At 73.9% G+C, this 17606-nt stretch carries 15 protein-coding genes and 2 pseudogenes; 14 read left to right on the top strand and 3 right to left on the bottom strand.

Annotation, left to right across the window (positions count from 1 at the left end; genetic code table 11):
- Positions 1 to 15 precede the first annotated feature (15 nt).
- The 7 genes from ACZ462_RS23720 to ACZ462_RS23690 all read left to right on the top strand — a co-directional run bounded on the left by ACZ462_RS23720 (position 16) and on the right by ACZ462_RS23690 (position 5639).
- Positions 16 to 1002 (top strand): ABC transporter permease, encoded by a 987-nt coding sequence (locus ACZ462_RS23720; protein WP_467808331.1) that lies wholly within the window; start codon positions 16 to 18, stop codon positions 1000 to 1002.
- Positions 972 to 1850, top strand: a complete 879-nt coding sequence (locus ACZ462_RS23715; protein ID WP_467808299.1) for an ATP-binding cassette domain-containing protein — start codon at positions 972 to 974, stop codon at positions 1848 to 1850. Before ACZ462_RS23720 ends, ACZ462_RS23715 begins: the two co-directional genes overlap by 31 nt.
- Positions 1847 to 3010 carry an ROK family glucokinase gene (locus ACZ462_RS23710; protein ID WP_467808300.1) on the top strand — a complete coding sequence of 388 codons (1164 nt, stop codon included), beginning with the start codon at positions 1847 to 1849 and terminating at the stop codon, positions 3008 to 3010. Before ACZ462_RS23715 ends, ACZ462_RS23710 begins: the two co-directional genes overlap by 4 nt.
- Positions 3007 to 3594: a hypothetical protein gene (locus tag ACZ462_RS23705; protein ID WP_467808301.1), complete on the top strand. Its 588-nt coding sequence runs from the start codon at positions 3007 to 3009 to the stop codon at positions 3592 to 3594. The genes ACZ462_RS23710 and ACZ462_RS23705 overlap by 4 nt, the downstream gene beginning before the upstream one ends.
- A 49-nt stretch (positions 3595 to 3643) precedes the next feature.
- Positions 3644 to 4276, top strand: a complete 633-nt coding sequence (locus ACZ462_RS23700; protein ID WP_467808303.1) for an MBL fold metallo-hydrolase — start codon at positions 3644 to 3646, stop codon at positions 4274 to 4276.
- Positions 4277 to 4317: 41 nt separating this feature from the next.
- Positions 4318 to 5103 (top strand): exodeoxyribonuclease III, encoded by a 786-nt coding sequence (locus tag ACZ462_RS23695; protein WP_467808305.1) that lies wholly within the window; start codon positions 4318 to 4320, stop codon positions 5101 to 5103.
- Positions 5104 to 5195: 92 nt separating this feature from the next.
- Positions 5196 to 5639, top strand: a complete 444-nt coding sequence (locus tag ACZ462_RS23690; RefSeq protein ID WP_467808306.1) for a DUF6278 family protein — start codon at positions 5196 to 5198, stop codon at positions 5637 to 5639.
- 47 nt (positions 5640 to 5686) lie between these two features.
- On the opposite strand, the gene ACZ462_RS23685 is transcribed toward ACZ462_RS23690, so the two are convergent.
- Together ACZ462_RS23685 and ACZ462_RS23680 are read right to left on the bottom strand one after the other, a co-directional pair.
- Positions 5687 to 7309, bottom strand: coding sequence for a CocE/NonD family hydrolase (locus ACZ462_RS23685; protein WP_467808332.1), 1623 nt, complete (start codon positions 7307 to 7309; stop codon positions 5687 to 5689).
- 164 nt (positions 7310 to 7473) lie between these two features.
- On the bottom strand, positions 7474 to 8685 hold the full coding sequence (locus ACZ462_RS23680; RefSeq protein ID WP_467808307.1) for a L,D-transpeptidase: 1212 nt from the start codon (positions 8683 to 8685) through the stop codon (positions 7474 to 7476).
- Positions 8686 to 8874: 189 nt separating this feature from the next.
- Here ACZ462_RS23680 and ACZ462_RS23675 point away from each other — a divergent pair.
- From ACZ462_RS23675 to ACZ462_RS23650, 6 genes and pseudogenes are all read left to right on the top strand, one after another.
- Positions 8875 to 9075: pseudogene (locus tag ACZ462_RS23675) on the top strand (peptidoglycan bridge formation protein FemAB); the annotation flags it as partial.
- Positions 9072 to 10784, top strand: coding sequence for a murein biosynthesis integral membrane protein MurJ (gene murJ / locus ACZ462_RS23670; protein WP_467808308.1), 1713 nt, complete (start codon positions 9072 to 9074; stop codon positions 10782 to 10784). The pseudogene ACZ462_RS23675 and the gene murJ, both read left to right, overlap by 4 nt.
- Positions 10785 to 10818: 34 nt before the next feature.
- Positions 10819 to 11502: a response regulator gene (locus ACZ462_RS23665; protein ID WP_467808310.1), complete on the top strand. Its 684-nt coding sequence runs from the start codon at positions 10819 to 10821 to the stop codon at positions 11500 to 11502.
- Between the two features lie 8 nt (positions 11503 to 11510).
- The gene (locus ACZ462_RS23660; RefSeq protein ID WP_467808311.1) at positions 11511 to 13019 is read left to right on the top strand and encodes an ATP-binding protein; all 1509 of its coding nucleotides are present in this window, start codon (positions 11511 to 11513) and stop codon (positions 13017 to 13019) included.
- On the top strand, positions 13016 to 13528 hold the full coding sequence (locus ACZ462_RS23655; RefSeq protein WP_467808312.1) for a hypothetical protein: 513 nt from the start codon (positions 13016 to 13018) through the stop codon (positions 13526 to 13528). The genes ACZ462_RS23660 and ACZ462_RS23655 overlap by 4 nt, the downstream gene beginning before the upstream one ends.
- Positions 13529 to 13626: 98 nt before the next feature.
- Positions 13627 to 14923 (top strand): annotated as a pseudogene (locus ACZ462_RS23650) (cytochrome P450).
- On the opposite strand, the gene ACZ462_RS23645 reads toward ACZ462_RS23650, so the two are convergent.
- Positions 14874 to 15608, bottom strand: coding sequence for a hypothetical protein (locus ACZ462_RS23645; protein WP_468139634.1), 735 nt, complete (start codon positions 15606 to 15608; stop codon positions 14874 to 14876). The pseudogene ACZ462_RS23650 and the gene ACZ462_RS23645 sit on opposite strands and share 50 nt — an antisense overlap.
- 165 nt (positions 15609 to 15773) lie before the next feature.
- Between ACZ462_RS23645 and ggt the strand changes: the two genes are divergently transcribed.
- Positions 15774 to 17582, top strand: coding sequence for a gamma-glutamyltransferase (gene ggt / locus ACZ462_RS23640; protein ID WP_467808334.1), 1809 nt, complete (start codon positions 15774 to 15776; stop codon positions 17580 to 17582).
- Positions 17583 to 17606 lie beyond the last annotated feature (24 nt).

Here is a 17606-nt window from a genome sequence, read left to right as displayed (position 1 = left end):
CTCGCACCCGTCCCGCTGCTGCGCCGCCTGCTCGGCCGGCCCGAGCTGGGCGCCGTCGTCGGAGCCGCCGCCGTCTTCCTCTTCTTCTCCTTCGCCGCGGACAGCTTCCTGCGCGCGTCCAGCCTGAGCACCGTCCTGTACTCGGCCTCCACCCTCGGCATCATGGCCGTGCCGGTGGCCCTGCTGATGATCGGCGGCGAGTTCGACCTCTCCGCCGGCGTCATGGTCACCACCTCGGCCCTGGTCAGCTCGATGTTCAGCTACCAGATGACCGCCAACGTGTGGGTCGGCGTCCTCGTCTCGCTGCTCGTCACCCTCGCGCTCGGCTTCTTCAACGGCTACATGCTGACCCGCACCAAGCTGCCGAGCTTCATCATCACGCTCGGCACCTTCCTGATGCTGACCGGCCTGAACCTCGGCTTCACCAAGCTGATCACCGGCACCGTCTCCACCAAGAGCATCGCCGACATGGAGGGCTTCCCCTCCGCGCAGGCCCTGTTCGCCTCCCAGTGGACCCTCGGCCCCGTCACCCTGAAGGTCACCGTCCTGTGGTGGGCCGCCCTCGTCGCCCTCGCCACCTGGATCCTGCTGCGCACCCGCGCCGGGAACTGGATCTTCGCGGTCGGCGGCGGCGCCGACGCGGCCCGCGCCGTCGGAGTCCCCGTCGTCCGGACCCGCATCGGCCTCTACATGGGCGTCGCCCTCTGCGCGTGGATCTCCGGACAGCACATCCTGTTCTCGTACGACGTCGTCCAGTCCGGCGAGGGCGTCGGCAACGAGTTCCTGTACATCATCGCGGCCGTCATCGGCGGCTGCCTGATGACGGGCGGCTACGGCTCCGCGATCGGCGCGGCCGTGGGCGCCTTCATCTTCGGCATGACCAGCAACGGCATCGTCTACGCCCAGTGGAACCCCGACTGGTTCAAGTTCTTCCTGGGCGCGATGCTCCTGCTGGCGACGCTGCTCAACGCATGGGTCCGCAAGCGGGCGGAGGCGAAGTGACACCCCTCGTGAAGCTGACCGGCGTCAGCAAGTCCTACGGCAGCATCCGCGCCCTGCGGGACGTCTCCCTGGAGGTCTCCGCCGGCGAGATCACCTGCGTCCTCGGCGACAACGGCGCCGGCAAGTCCACCCTCATCAAGATCATCTCAGGGCTGCACCGGCACGACTCCGGCACCTTCGAGATCGAGGGCGAGGAGACCGGGCTCGCGAACCCGCGCGCCGCCCTGGACCGCGGCATCGCCACCGTCTACCAGGACCTGGCCGTCGTCCCCCTCATGCCCGTCTGGCGGAACTTCTTCCTCGGCTCCGAGCCCACCCGCGGCCGCGGCCCGCTGCGCCGCCTCGACACCGACCTGATGCGCCGCACCACCCGGGCCGAGCTGCTGCGCATGGGCATCGACCTGCGCGACGTCGACCAGCCGATCGGCACCCTCTCCGGCGGCGAGCGGCAGTGCGTGGCCATCGCCCGCGCCGTCCACTTCGGCGCCAAGGTCCTCGTCCTGGACGAGCCCACCGCCGCGCTCGGCGTGAAGCAGTCCGGCGTCGTCCTCAAGTACGTCGCCGCCGCCCGCGACGCCGGACTCGGCGTGGTCCTCATCACCCACAACCCGCACCACGCCCATCTGGTCGGCGACCGCTTCGTCCTGCTCAAACGCGGTGCGATGGCCGGCAGCCACACCCGCGACTCGATCACCCTCGACGAGCTCACCCGGCAGATGGCCGGCGGCTCCGAGCTGGACGAGCTGAGCCACGAACTGGCCCGGGTGGCACAATCGGGACCGCAGACCCCCGAGCCGGCCGGCCCCGCCGGCACCACCGCACCCCCGAGGGACGACACGACTCGATGAGCACGTACCGGGACTTCACGCTCACCCACCGCGGGTCGGCGCGGGGCACCGTCCTGCGGACCATCGGGACCCGTGAGCGCAGGTCGCACCTGACCGCCCCCCGCGTCCCCACGGTCGGCATCGACATCGGCGGCACCAAGGTCATGGCGGGCGTCGTCGACGCCGACGGCGTGATCCTGGAGAAGATCCGCACCGAGACCCCCGACAAGTCCAAGAGCCCCAAGGTCGTCGAGGACACCATCGTCGAACTCGTCCTCGACCTCTCCGACCGCCACGACGTCCACGCCCTGGGCATCGGCGCGGCCGGCTGGGTCGACGCCGACCGCTCCCGCGTCCTCTTCGCCCCCCACCTGGCCTGGCGCGACGAGCCGCTGCGCGACGCCCTCCAGTCGCGCCTCGCCGTCCCCGTCATGGTCGACAACGACGCCAACACCGCCGCCTGGGCGGAGTGGCGCTTCGGGGCCGGCCGCGGCGAGGACCACCTCGTCATGATCACGCTCGGCACCGGCATCGGCGGCGCGATCCTGGAGGGCGGCCAGGTCAAACGCGGCCGGTACGGGGTCGCCGGCGAGTTCGGCCACATGCAGGTCGTCCCCGGCGGCCACCGCTGCCCCTGCGGCAACCGCGGCTGCTGGGAGCAGTACAGCTCCGGCAACGCCCTGGTCCGCGAGGCCCGCGAACTCGCCGCCGCCGACTCCCCGGTCGCGTACGGCATCATCGCCCGCGTCGGCGGCAACGTCCAGGAGATCACCGGCCCGCTCATCACCGAGCTCGCCCGCGAGGGCGACGCCATGTGCATCGAGCTGCTCCAGGACATCGGCCAGTGGCTCGGCGTCGGCATCGCCAACCTCGCCGCCGCCCTCGACCCCTCCTGCTTCGTCATCGGCGGCGGCGTCAGCGCCGCCGACGACCTGCTGATCGGCCCCGCCCGGGACGCCTTCCGCAGGCACCTGACCGGGCGCGGCTACCGGCCCGAGGCCCGCATCGCCAAGGCCCAGCTCGGCCCCGAGGCCGGCATGGTCGGCGCAGCCGACCTCGCCCGGCTCGTCGCCCGCCGCTTCCGCCGCGCCACCCGCCGGCGCGTCGAGCGGTACGAGCGCTACGCGCAGCTGGGCCGCCGCCAGACCCCCGGCCCCGACGACCAGGACGACACGCAGTGACACCGCCCACCCTGCCCCGCCAGGCGCCCGCCCCCGACGAGGGCGGCGCACCGCCCCCCGCGGAGGACCGCAGGCACGTCGTCCGGCGCCGCTGGATCACCGCCCTCATCATCCTGCTGCTGGTAGGGGTCCCCGCCGGCTACCTCGCCGTCTCCGCGCAGCAGAGCCGCGAAAGCGGCCGCGACAAGGCCGCCAAGGTCGGCGCCACGAAGGTCCGGCCCGGCTGGCCCTCGCGGGTGCAGCGCAGCATCTACGACGTGCCCATCCCGCAGAAGGCCTGGAAGGTCGGCTTCCTGGAGACGAACAACTGGCACACCAGCCGGCTGTACGTGCAGTTCGCCGTCACCCCGGCCGACCTCGACGGCTTCCTCGCCGACCTCGGCACCAGCCGCGCCGAGCTGACCCGCGGGGTGGCGATCGACGCGCACGACACGGCCGTCTCGGGCTGGAACTGGAAACCCCAGAGGACCTGGTACGGGACCACCCTGGAGCAGCCCGACCCCCGTCCGACCCGCGACGTGACCGTCGACCTCACCGACCCGTCCAAGCCGAGCGTCTACGTCGTCTCGACGGCCGTCCCGTAAGGGCCGCGGCGGGCCGACCCCGCCGGGCAGGCTGCCCTAGCCTGGGATCATGAAGCTCACCAAGCGGCTGCACTCCTGCGTCCAGCTCGAGAAGGACGGGCGCGTGCTCGTCATCGACCCGGGGGCCTTCAGCGAGCCCGACGCGGGCCTGGGCGCGGACGCCCTGCTCGTCACGCACGAGCACCCCGACCACTTCGACGAGGGCCGGCTGCGGGCCGCCCTCGACGCGAACCCGGCCGCCGCCCTGTGGACGCTGCGCAGCGTCGCCGAGCGGCTCGCCCCCGCCTACCCCGGCCGCGTCCACACCGTCGGGCACGGAGACGCCTTCACCGCCGCCGGGTTCGACGTGCAGGTGCACGGCGAGCTGCACGCCGTGATCCACCCCGACATCCCGCGGATCACGAACGTGGGCTACCTCGTGGAGGGTTCGCTGTTCCACCCCGGTGACGCCCTCACCGCGCCCGGGGTGCCCGTCGAGACGCTGATGGTGCCGGTGCACGCGCCCTGGAACAAGGTGGCCGAGGTGATCGACTACCTGCGCGAGGTCAAGCCGCGCCGGGCCATCGACATCCACGACGCCTACCTCGCCGACATCGCCCGGCCGATCTACGACACCGCCCTCGGGAACCTCGGCGGCACCGACCACGGGCGGCTCGCCGCGGGCGACGCCACCGAGGTCTGACGGCCGGGTGGCTGTCGGCGCCGGGCGGTAGGTTGGGACGCATGCGTATCGCCACGTTCAACGTCAACTCGATCACCGCCCGGCTGCCCCGCCTGCTGGCCTGGCTGGAGAGCTCCGGCACCGATGTCCTGTGCCTGCAGGAGGCCAAGTGCTCCGACGCGCAGTTCCCGCACGACGCGCTGCGCGAGCTCGGCTACGAGTCGGCCGTCAACGCCACCGGCAGGTGGAACGGCGTGGCCCTGCTGTCCAAGGTCGGCCTGGAGGACGTGGTCAAGGGCCTGCCCGGCGGCCCCGACTACGAGGGCGTCCAGGAGCCCCGGGCCATCTCCGCGACCTGCGGCGGGGTCCGCCTGTGGTCGGTGTACGTGCCCAACGGCCGGGAGGTCGAGCACGACCACTACGGCTACAAGCTGGAGTGGTTCCGGGCGCTGTCCGAGGCCGTCGCCGAGGACGCCGCCGGCCCGCGCCCCTTCGCCGTGCTCGGCGACTTCAACGTGGCCCCCACCGACGAGGACGTCTACGATCCCGCCGTCTTCGCCGGCCTCACCCACGTGACCCCCGCCGAGCGCGCCGCCCTGGAGGCGCTGCGCTCCGCCGGCCTGTCCGACGTGGTGCCCCGCCCCCTCAAGTACGACCGCCCCTACACGTACTGGGACTACCGCCAGCTCGCCTTCCCGAAGAACCGGGGCATGCGCATCGACCTCGTCTACGGGAACGCGCCGTTCGCCAAGGCCGTCACCGACGCGTACGTCGACCGCGAGGAGCGCAAGGGCAAGGGGGCCTCCGACCATGCCCCCGTCGTCGTGGACCTCGACCTGGCGCCGTGACCGCACCGGACGCCTGACGGACGGTCCGGAGGCCGCCGGAATCCAGGCGCGCCCTGTGGCCACCGGGGCGCCTTGGTGCGACGCTGTTCGGTATGGACATGCCCTTTCTGGCCCTTTGGCGCAACCGGAACGACCCGCAGCGCGGCTCGGGTCTCGCCGCCGCGGTCGCGGAGGACCCCGAGGGCGTCGGCGAGCTGTTCGCGGAGTGCGAGGTGCTGCGCGTCCACGCGCGGGCGGCCGGACTGGAACTCGACGGGACCCCGGCCTCCTTGGAGGCGCTGGACCAGCTGATGCCGCGCTGGCGCCGGGACCCCGAGGTGGTCCCCTGGCTCGGCAACGACGCGGGCTTCTACCTCGGGACGGTGATCATCCGGACCTGCCCGGGGGCCCGCTGGCAGGTCTGGCCGAACGGCCAGCCCGTGGTCCGGCTGGCCTCGGGCCGCGAGCTGAACGTCGTCGAGTCGGGGGTGTCCTGGGCGATGACCGGCTCGCCGGAGCTGTCCCAGGCGTACGCGGAGGCCTCCGAGGGCCGGTAGCGGCAGCAGGCCGCCGGGCGGGCCCGGCGGCCTCGCGCACCGGCGGGTCAGCGGGTGCCGAGCGGGATCGAGACGTACGAGGGGTCCTGGCGCGGCGAGGAGAAGGTGAGCTGGGCCCCCGCGGGGTTGTACTCCGCGTACAGCGGGTCGACGGTGTCGACGACGAGGGCCAGGCGGTGGCCGGCGGGCACGTCGTACGCGGTGGAGAACAGGTCGAGGTCGACGCCGAAGGGGCGGCCCGGGGCCTTGCCGTGGAAGGTGTACGGGGCGTGGGTGACGAGCTTGCCGATGCCGAGGGGGCCCACGTCGTAGAGGTAGGCGACGAAGGTGCCGTCGGACCGGGTGGGGGTGACGGTGGTGTGCAGCCGGGCGGTGCCGCGCACGCGGCGCTCGGAGCCGAGGCGCTCCGACTGCCAGACCGCGGCGAAGGCGCGGGGGAGCAGCGGGACGGACGCCATGGGCGGGGTCTTCGTGAACTGGTCGAGGGCGCTGGACAGGAGCACGATGCCGCCGTCGGCGCCGGAGTTGACGCCGGTGAAGAGGTGCTCGCTGTCGGACAGGGCGAGCTTCTCGGTGCCGGCGGCGCCGACCGACTTCCAGTCGGCGTAGCCCTCGTACCCGCTGCCGCTGCGGGACTTGATCCGCACGGGCGGCTCGGTGTCGACGCCGTTGCGCTCGCCCTTGAGGTGGCGGTCGAACCAGCGGCGGGCGCTGTCCCAGGTGTCGTTGGGCAGGCCGAACAGGCCGAGGCCCTCGGCGGTGGCGTGGTCCCCGGGGCGGAACTCCAGCCGCTTCGGGCCGGTCAGCTTCTCGAAGAAGGAGGCGTACTGGTTGGGCGGGAAGACGGTGTCGCCCCAGGCGTTGCCGAGCATGACGGCGGTGCCGTTGGCGTTGAACCGGTCGACGTGCTCCGAGGGCGACCGCTTGCGGCCCCAGTCGATCATCTCCTGCTCGCGCTTTAGGTCGGAGGCGAGGAAGTCGCGGAGGATGCGGTCCAGTTCGGGGCCGGGGCGGCCGGTGAGGTGCCCGGTCGCGCCGAGCAGGGCGGCGGCCTGGACGTGCTGGGTGCGGCCGGAGTAGATGGACTCGACGAGGTCGGCCCAGCCGCTGAGCGCCACGACGGCCTTGATGCGGGGGTCGTGCGCGGAGGCGAGGAGGCTGATGCCCGCGCCGTAGGAGACGCCGCCCACACCGATCCGGGCGGGGTCGGCGGGGGTGTGGGCGAGGGCCCAGTCGATGACGGCGGAGACGTCGGCGACGTCGGGCGGTCCGGCCACCTCGATCTGCCCGCCGGAGAGCCAGAAGCCGCGCGAGGTGTAGCTGACGACGACGTAGCCGGAGTCGGCGAGCTTCTTGGCCTGGGCCAGGTACTCGACCTGCGGCATGGACCAGCTGCTCGGGAGGACGATCAGCGGGTGGCCGCTGCCGGGCCGGGCGCCGGCGGGGGCGAGGACGTTGCCCTTGAGGGTGATGCCGCCCGAGCCCGGGATGTCGTGGAAGGTCAGCCCCGGTACGGCCGCTGCGGCCTCGGCGTACGAGGCGGTGGGGGCGGAAGCGGCGGGGGCGGTGCGGGGGGTGGGGGCGGAGCTGGTGGGGGCGGTGGACTGGGCGGCCGCCCGGGCCTGATGGGGTGTCAGGCCCAGGGCGGCGACGGCCAGGGCGGCTGCCATGGCCGCCGCGGTGGGGGTGCGGACCACAGGGGGCTCCTCGCGTGCGCCGGTGTCGGAGTGACCGAACGGTAACCGGAGCCGCTTACCGGAGGTAACCCACCAGTAAGTTACGCACTGGTAACGATTGTTGGGCGATGCACGCTTATGGGCGGCCCGATGCCGTCTCAGCCGTTCTGCGCAGCACCGGAGAGGGCGCTCTTGGCCTTCCACTCGTCCCAGGAGAGGTTCCACTGGCCGTAGCCGTTGCCGATGTCGGCCCTGCCCTTGGAGCCGCTGCCCGCGACCTCGACCGGGTCGCCGACCTGGGCCGTGCCGAACAGCCACTTCGCGTCGGAGTCGCTCATGCCGACGCAGCCGGAACTGGCGTTCTCACGACCGAACTTGGCGGCGTTCCACGGCGCGGCGTGGATGTACATGCCGGACCAGGTCACGCGCATCGAGTAGTCGACCATCTTGTCGTACGAGTCGCCCAGGCCCACCGTCTGGGAGTCCATCCGGATGGTGCCCTCCTTGCTCATCAGCACCATCTTCCCGGACCATGAGGCCTTCTTGCCGCCGGGCGTGCCCGCCGAGACCGGGATCGACTTCACGGTCTGGCCGTCCTCGACCACGTTCATCTTCTTGGCGTCCAGGTCGACCTGGAGCCGGCGGTCCTTGCCGATCGTGAAGTTCGTGTCGTAGTCGCGGACGAAGTAGCCGCCGCCCGGACCGGAGTCCACGCCGTTCAGGCTCATCTCGACCTTGACCTCGGTCCCGGACTTCCAGTAGTCCTTCGGCCGCCAGTCCACGCGGTCGTTGCCGGTGTAGTCCTTGAACCAGCCCCAGGAGCCCTCGGTGTTGTTCGAGGTGGTCACCTTCAGGCGCTTCTCCACCTCGGCCTTGTTCTTCACCGGGTTGTCGAACACCAGCGACACCGGCTGGCCCACGCCCATCGTGGAGCCCTTGCCCGGCACGATCGTGACCTTGTTCACCTTGTCCGCGGCCGCCGTCCTGAACTGCGCCGTCGCGGTCTGGCTGTCGGTGTTCTGCGCGTCGACCTTGTACTCCGTGCCCGGCGCGGCATTCCGCTCCGAGGTCCACGTCCTGCCGTCGTCGGCTATCTTCCCCGGCAGCTCGCCGCCCTTGCCGTCGGACACCTTCACCAGGGACAGCTTGCCCTCGGTGAGCGTGACCGTCACCGGCTCCCCGGGCTTGGCCTGGTCGCCCGTCAGGTTCACGGAGATGGCCATCTCCGACTTCTTCTTCTGATCACCCTTCGCGTCACCGCCGTCCTTCGCGTCCCCGCCGCCGCATGCGGTCAGAGCGGCGGCCATGAGTGCGGCGGTGCCCGCCAGAACGGCGTGGCGGCGTCGGGCGAGGCGGCGTGTGCGGCTCAACGGAAGGCCCTCTCGGGTAGCGGCGTCGGAAATCGTCCCGCAAAGGGAGATGCGGACAGGGCGACTCTAGGTTGCGCAATCATCGGAAAAGATCCGACAACCGCTTGTGACGCGGACCGCAGCAGAACGGTCATGGAACGGTCACATTCGTTGCGCAGCGCGGTCACGGACGCCTGTGAGCGTCCTGTCGCCCTCGGGGCGGACGAGTACGACATGCGCGGGGTACCCTCCACACTCGACCCCGACGAACGTTCTTTCGGACTGCTGCGCTGGAAGCTCGGAACCGGCGGACAGGTCGTCGAAACGCTCGGAGAGTGGGAGACAGCGATGGACGGGTACGCCAACGCGGCCCTGCACAAGGCCTTCCAGGCCTACCTGGCCCGCCGGTGACCGCCGCCGCACCCGCACCGGGCACCGCCGCCGCAGCAGCCCCCGCACCGGAGGGCACACCGGAACCCGCATCCGCACCTGCACCCGCCGCCGACCCGCCCCGCGGCTCCGTGCTGCGCAGCGGCGCCCTCATGGCCGCCGGCTCCGTCGTCTCCCGCGCCACCGGCTTCGTCCGCTCCGCGGTCGTCGTCGCCGCCCTCGGCACCGGGCTGCTCGGGGATGCGTACACCGTCGCCAACACCGTCCCGAACATCCTCTACATGCTGCTCATAGGCGGCGCCCTGAACGCCGTCTTCGTCCCCGAGCTGGTCCGGGCGGCCCGGCAGCACCCCGACGGCGGAGCCGCCTACACCGACCGGCTGCTGACCGCCTGCACGGCGGCCCTCCTGCTCCTGACCGCCGCCGCCGTGCTCGCCGCCCCCGCGATCGTGGCCGCGTACACCCCCTACACGGGCGCCCAGGCCGACACCACCACCGCGCTCGCCCGCTACTGCCTGCCGCAGATCCTCTTCTACGGCCTCTTCACCCTGCTCGGGCAGGTCCTGAACGCCCGCGGCCGGTTCGGCGCCATGATGTGGACGCCCGTCCTCAACAACCTCGTCGTCACCGCCGTCTTCGGCCTCTTCCTGTACACCGCCCACGGCGGCGGCGACGGCCTCACCGCCGCCGAGACCCGCCTCCTCGGCGTCGGCACCACCGCCGGCATCCTCGTCCAGGCCGCCGCGCTCGCCCCCTCGCTGCGTGCCGCCGGCTTCCGCTGGCGCCCCCGCTTCGACTGGCGCGGCAAGGGCCTCGCCCGGCCGCTGCGCAACGCCGGATGGACGGTCCTGCTCGTCCTCACCAACCAGGTCGGCTACTGGGTCGTCACCCGGCTGTCCACCACCGCCGGCGGCCAGGCCGTCGACGCGGGCCTCGCCGGTGGCGCCGGCTACACCGCCTACAGCAACGCCCACCAGCTGTGGATCGTCCCCCAGGGCATCATCACCGTCTCCCTCGTCACCGCCCTGATGCCCCGTATGAGCGCCTCCGCCGCCGACGGCGACCTCGCCTCCGTCCGCCGGGACGTCTCCTCCGCGCTGCGCTCCAGCGCCGCCCTCATCGTCCCGGCCGCCGCCCTGCTGGCCGCGCTCGCACCCTGGGTCATCGGCAGCGTCTTCGGCTACGGCCGCACCGGACCCGCCGACGTCGCGGTCATGGCCGGCATGCTCGCCGCCTTCGCCCCCGGCCTCATCGCCCTCTCCGGCCAGTACGTCCTCACCCGCGGCTTCTACGCCCTCTCCGACACCCGCACCCCCTTCCTGCTGAACCTGGTCATCGCCGGCCTCAACGCCGGCCTGTCCGCCGCCGCCTTCCTGCTGCTGCCCCCGCGCTGGGCCGTCACCGGCATGGCCGCCGCCTACTCCCTCGCCCTCTGCGCCGGCCTCGCCGCGACCGCCTGGACCCTCTCCCGGCGGCTCGGCCCGCGCCCCGGCCCGCCCAGCGGGCACACCGAAACCGCCCTGCACGCCCACCTGCGGCTCCTCGCCGCGTCCCTGCCCGCGGCCGCCGCCGGCCACGCCGCCGCCCGCGCCGCCGCCCCCGCCGGGGACATCGCGGCCGCAGCCGCGGGAACCGCCGTGATCGCACTCGTCGTCGTCCTGCTCGCCCGGCCGCTGCGCCTGACCGCCCTCACCGACCTGCTGGCCTCCCTGCGGCGCAAGCGCCGCTGACCCGGGAGCAGCCCGACCGCTTGGACACCGCCCGATGCCCCGCGTACTGCTGATCGAGGACGACCCCTCCGTCCGGGCCGGAGTAGGCCTCGGCCTGCGCCGCCGCGGCCACGAGGTGGCCGCCGCCGACACCGGCGAGGCCGGCCTCGCCCTGATGGGCGGCTTCCGCCCGGAACTCGTCCTGCTCGACCTGATGCTGCCCGGGATCAACGGCGTACAGGTCTGCCGCCGCATCCGCGAGACCAGCCAGGTCCCGATCATCATGCTCACCGCGCGCGGCGACGACTTCGACATCGTCGTCGGCCTGGAGGCCGGCGCCGACGACTACATCGTCAAACCCGCCCGCACCGAGGTCATCGAAGCCCGCATCAAGGCCGTACTGCGCCGCCTCGGCGCCCCCGCCGGCGGCCGGCCCCAGGTGGAGTCCCACGGTGACCTCGCCGTCGACCGGGCCGGACTGACCGTCGCCCGGAACGGCGAGCGCATCGCCCTCGCCCCCAGCGAACTCAAGCTGCTCCTCCACCTGTCCGCCTCGCCCGAGCAGGTCTTCTCCCGCCAGCAGCTCCTGGAGTACGTGTGGGAGCACAGCTACCACGCCGACGCCCGGCTCGTCGACGCCTGCGTGCGCCGCCTGCGCCACAAGATCGAGGACCCGGACGGCGCCCCCCGCTACATCCAGACCGTGCGGGGCTTCGGCTACCGCTTCGGCCCCCTGTAGGCGGGCCGGTGGAAAGCACCGCACACCGCGGGCGCCCCGGGTGGCCCGCCCGGCGCCGCCGCGGCACCGCCCGCGACCGGCGCATCGCCCCGCTCGGCCTGCGCACCCGCCTGATCGCGGCGTTCCTGCTGGTCGCCGCGGTCAGCGCGGTCTCCACGGCCGCCCTGACCTACCAGCAGGCCCGCAACGCCGTCCTCAAACAGACCCAGGACACGGCCGTCAGCACCCTGCGCGACCTGGTGGAAGCGCAGTCCGTCAGCCTCCCCATGGACCAGGCGCAGCTCGACCGCCTCGTCGCCGACCTCGCCAAGCGCGGCAAACCGCACCCCTGGAACGTCTTCGCCGAATACGGGCGGCTGCGCGCCTCCGGCAACGGCTCCCCGACCTCCACCGTCGTCACCGACCGGCTCCGCAAGCAGGTCACCGCCCACCCGCACGGCGCCTTCCAGCGCGTCACCGACGCCGACGGCGACCCCTACCTCGCCGTCGGGATGCCCGCCGTGTTCCGCTCGAACGACGCCCGCCGCCCCGCCGGCCTCGTCGTCTTCGCCACCATGCCGCTCACCGGCGAGCGGACCACCGTGCAGGCCATGGTCGAGGCCGCCCAGCGCGGCGCCGTGCCCGGCCTCGCCGTGGCCGTGGTCCCCGCCCTCCTCGCCGCGCGCAGCGTGCTGCGCCCCGTACGGGACATGCGGCGCGCCGCCCAGAAGATGGGCCGGGGCCGCCTCGACACCCGGATCGAGGTCCGCGGCGCCGACGAACTCGCCGGACTGGCGCGCACCTTCAACGACACCGCCCGCGCCCTGGAGGCGTCGGTGGCCGAACTGCGGGACGCCGAGACCCGGGCCCGCCGCTTCGCCTCCGACGTCTCCCACGAGCTGCGCACCCCGCTCGCCGGGATGCTCGCCGTCACCGAGGTCCTCGACGAGGAGGCCGCTGGCCTCGACGCCGACACGGCCGCGGCCCTGCGGCTGATCAGCGCCGAGACCGGCAAGCTCGCCGTCCTCGTCGAGGACCTGATGGAGATCTCCCGCTTCGACGCGCGCGCCGCCGAGCTCAACCTGGACGAGGTCGACGTCGCCGAGACCGTCCGCAAGACCCTGGAGCGCCGCCACTGGGACGACGACCGGGTCGTCACCGACCTGCCGCGGGGCGCCCGGGCCCGCCTCGACCCGCGCCGCTTCGACGTCGTCCTCGCCAACCTCGTCGGCAACGCCCTGCGGCACGGCGGCGCACCCGTCCGCGTCACGGTGCGGACCCGCCCGCAGCCCGGCGGGCCCCGGCTGGTCGTCGAGGTCGCCGACAGCGGGCCCGGCATCGCGCCCGAGGTGCTGCCGCACATCTTCGACCGCTTCTTCAAGGCCGACGCCGCCCGCACCCGCTCCGCCGGCAGCGGCCTCGGCCTGGCCATCACCCTGGAGAACGCACGGCTGCACGGCGGGACCCTGCAGGCCCGCAACGGCCCAGAGGGCGGCGCCGTGTTCACCCTCGACATGCCCCTGGAGGCCGACGCATGAGCAGGATCCGGGACGCCGCCCGCGCCGCGGCCGCGGCTGCGGGCGGGCTGCTGCTCGCCGGCTGCGGCATCAAGACGACGGGCGTCGTGGAGAGCGGGGCCCCCGCCGAGATCGCCGTGATTGCACCCGGCGGCACCGCGGACTCGCTGGTGTACTTCCTGACCCCCGACAAGCGGCTGATCGCCATGCCGTCCGGGTACGCCGCACCGGGGGCCCAGGGCGCCCTGTTCCGGCTGCTGGCCGGGCCGAGCGAGCGCGAGCGGGCCTCCGGACTGGGAACCGCACTGCCCGCCGTCGACCCCGGACTCGCCGCCACGACCATCGCGACCGGCCCCGTCGGCGATGTCGTGGAGGTCGACCTGCCGATCGACGTGGCCGGGCTGCCGGACCTCGCCCGCCGCCAGATCGTGTGCACCGCGGTCGCCGGCGCCGCCTCGCACGTCGAGGCCCGGCTGCGCGGCCTCGACACCGCGCTCGCACCCGAACCCTGCCGCGCCGGGCCCCTCTGACGGCGGGCGGTGCCGCGCGGGAGGGGCGGGACCGCGGGGGAGCGGGCAGGCCGGGTCGCCCTCTTGCGGTGCCGGAGCCGCCCCGCCACCGTGGGCGCATGCCGACCGCATCCCCGGACCGCACCGCAGGCCCCGCCCCCGCAGAGGGCGCCGTCCCCGGCGTGTTCGACCCGCGCCTGTACGCCGAGGGCATCCCGCACAAGCGCTACCGGCTGCTGCGCGACCACCACCCCGTCGCCTGGCAGGACGAGCCCGAGGTGATGGGCTGGCCGGCCGGCCCCGGCTTCTGGGCGGTCACCCGGCACGCCGACGTCGTCCGCGTCCTGCGCGACCACTCCGCGTACTCCTCCTGGGCCGGCGCCACCCAGATCCGCGACCCCGACCCCGCCGACCTGCCCTTCCTGCGCAGCACCATGCTCAACCAGGACCCGCCCGCCCACGGCCGGCTGCGCCGCACCGTCTCCCGCGCCTTCACGCCCGCCCGGGTCGACGCCTTCGCGGACCGGGTCCGCGCCCGCGCCCGTACGCTCCTCGCCGACGCGCGCGCCAAGGCCGAGGACGGCGCCTGCGACGTGGTCCCCGCCGTCACCGACGAGTACGCGCTCCTCAACCTGACCGACCTGCTGGGCATCCCGGCCGCCGACCGCGGCCTGCTCCTCGACTGGACCGTGCGCGTCATCGGCTACCAGGACCCCGACGACGCGCCCGAGCCGCTGCGCGGCCCCGACGGCACCCCGCTCAACCCGCGCTCCCCGGCCCTGCTCGGCGAGATGTTCGCATACGCCCGCGAACTCGCCGAGCACAAGCGGCGCCGGCCCGGCGACGACGTCATGACCTGCCTCGCCGAGGCCGGGCTGGAACCGGCCGAGCTGGAGATGTTCTTCTTCCTGCTGACCGTCGCCGGCAACGACACCGTGCGCTCGGCCGCCCCCGGCGCGCTGCTCGCACTCGCCGGCGCCCCGGACGCCTACCGGCGGCTGGCCTCCGGGGGCGGTGCCCGCGGACCGCGCCGTCGAGGAGCTGCTGCGCGTGCACCCGCCGGTGCTCAGCTTCCGCCGTACCGCCGCGGCCGACACCGAGCTGGCCGGCCGGACGATCCGCGCGGGCGACAAGGTCGTCGTCTTCCACGCCTCCGCCAACCACGACGAGCGGGTCTTCGCCGACCCCGGGCGCGTGCGCCTGGACCGGGCCCCCAACCCGCACGTCTCCTTCGGCGACGGCCCGCACGTCTGCCTGGGCGCCCACTTCGCCCGGCTCCAGCTGCGGGTGCTGCTGGAGGAGTGGCGGGCCGCCATGCCGGCGCCCGAACTCGCCGGCCCGCCCCGCCGCCTGGTGTCGAACTTCATCAACGGGATGACGCGGCTGCCGCTGCGGGTGTCCGGGCCGCAGCCGTGACGTCCTCCAGCAGCTCGACCACGTCGGGCCCGTAGGCGCCCGAGTTCACCACCTTCAGCACCAGGCAGAACGGGTTGCCGCGGTACCGGCGGGCCAGCTCCCGGTGGTGGCGGGCGAGGTAGCGGGCGCCGGCCTGGTTGCTGATCGCCGTCTGACCGGATATCAGGAACACCGGCCGGGTGCCCGGACCGCTCGTCAGCCGGGCCAGGACGACGTGCTCGGCCCGGCCCTTGGACCACCGGTAGGTCTGCCCGCCCACCCGGATCGCCCCCCGGTCCGGACCCGGCTCCGTCGACACGTCGACGGAGAGCCCCGGCAGCATCGACTCCAGGTGGGCGGCGGTCCGGGCGTTCGAGACGGGCCCGCCGACACAGAACTCGGCCCGCTCGCCGAACCCCTGGCGGACCGTGTCGTGCGCGACGATCTGGACGCTCGCCCCGCAGTCCTTGATCAGCGCGGATATCTCCAGCAGCGCGAACGCGTCGTTGCGGTGCACCGAACCCTCCGTGCCGCCCATCTGCCGGTTCACCACGAACAGGCAGTCCGAGCCGGCCGGCAGCCCGAAGAACGCCTGCTTGCGGCGCAGCGCCCGCCGCCACACGTACGTACGGGTCACCCAGCCGAAGCCGCCGCTGATCGCGGTCGCCGCCAGCCCGAGCACGATGTTGCGCAGGTCTTCGTCCATGCGCCGGATGCTAGTGCCGCAGCCGCGGAGAATCACCGGGTCGCGGCCGCCGAAGTGCCCGCCCCCGCCCGGCCTTCCTGACGCGGGGGCGGCCGTGAAGTTACAGTGCCGACCGCAGCCCTGTCCCAGGGGGTCCGACAGGCCGTCGTCGACCGGAGGTACGCCATGCGCCGCCCCGCCCCACGTCTGTTAGCGCTCGCAGCCGCCCTCGCCGGGGCCCTGGTGTCCACCGGCGCCGCGGCCCCGCCCTCCCCGGCCGGGGAGGGCACCCCCGCCAAGACGCCGGTGGCGGTCGGCTGGGGCGGCGTCGTCGCCAGCGTCGACCCCGACGCCTCCGCCGCCGGCATCGGCGTGCTCCGCTCCGGCGGCAACGCCGTCGACGCGGCCGTCGCGACCGCGGCCGCGCTCGGCGTCACCGAGCCGTACTCCGCCGGCATCGGCGGCGGCGGCTACTTCGTCCACTACGACGCCCGCACCCGCCGCGTGCAGACCATCGACGGCCGGGAGACCGCGCCGGCCTCGGCGACCGCCGGACTCTTCCAGGAGAACGGCGCCCCCATCCCGTTCGCCGAGGGCCAGACCAGCGGCCTCGGCGTCGGCGTCCCCGGCACCCCCGCCACCTGGAAGAGCGCCCTCGACGCCTGGGGCACCCGCCCGCTGAAGCAGCTGCTGAAGCCGGCGGAGAGACTCGCACGGAACGGCTTCACCGTGGACGCGACCTTCCGCGCCCAGACCGAGGCCAACGAGGCCCGCTTCAGGGACTTCCCCGACACCAGGAAGCTGTTCCTGCCCGGCGGCGCCCTCCCCGCCGTCGGCTCCACCTTCAAGAACCCCGACCTCGCGGACACGTACGCCGAGATCGCCCGCAAGGGCACGGGGGCCATGTACCGGGGGCCGATCGCCGACGACATCGTCGACACCGTCCGCCGGCCCCCCGTCGACCCGGCCGCCACCCGCACCGTCCGCCCCGGCGACCTGACCGCCGCGGACCTGCGCGCGTACGCCACCAAGCGGCAGGAGCCGACACGCATCTCCTACCGCGGCCTCGACGTGTACAGCATGGCCCCCTCGTCCTCCGGCGGCACCACCGTCGGCGAGGCGCTGAACATGCTGGAGCGCACCGACCTGGGCCGGCTGTCGCAGGCGCAGTACCTGCACCGCTTCATCGAGGCCTCCCGGGTCTCCTTCGCCGACCGGGGCCGCTGGGTCGGCGACCCGGCCTTCGAGCAGGTCCCGACGCGGGAGCTGCTCTCGCAGCGGTTCGCGGACGCGCGGGGCTGCCTGATCCGGCCCGACCGGGCGCTGACCAGCCCGCTCGCGCCGGGTGACCCGCGCGACCCGCAGCCGTGCGCCGCGACCGGGCAGGCCGCACCGACCACGTACGAGGGGGAGAACACCACGCACCTGACGGTCGCCGACCGCTGGGGCAACGTCGTCTCGTACACGCTGACCATCGAATCCACCGGCGGCAGCGGGATCACCGTCCCCGGGCGCGGCTTCCTGCTCAACAACGAGCTGACCGACTTCTCCTTCGCCCCGGCCGTCCCCGGCGTGCCGGACCCGAACCTGCCGGGCCCCGGCAAGCGGCCGCGCTCGTCGATGTCGCCGACCATCGTGCTGGAGCACGGACGGCCGGTCCTTGCGGTGGGCTCCCCGGGCGGGGCCACCATCATCACCACCGTGCTGCAGACCCTGACCGGGCACCTGGACCGCGGGCTGCCGCTCGTCGACGCGATCGCCGCGCCGCGCGCCAGCCAGCGCAACCAGGCCACCACCGAGCTGGAGCCGGGCCTGTGGGACAGCCCGCTGCGCGCCGAACTGGAGGCGCTGGGCCACGCCTTCCGCCCGAACCCGGAGATCGGCGCCGCGACCGGGGTGCAGCGGCTCCCGGACGGGCGCTGGCTGGCAGCCGCGGAGCGCACCCGGCGCGGCGGGGGCTCCGCGATGGCGGTCCACCCGCACGGCAGGCCGTGACGCCGGGCAGGCCGTGACGCCGGC

Source organism: Streptomyces sp. NPDC031121 (assembly GCF_055570615.1).
The sequence above is the reverse complement of the archived record's forward strand: the minus strand, read 5'-3'. Positions and strand labels throughout refer to the sequence as shown.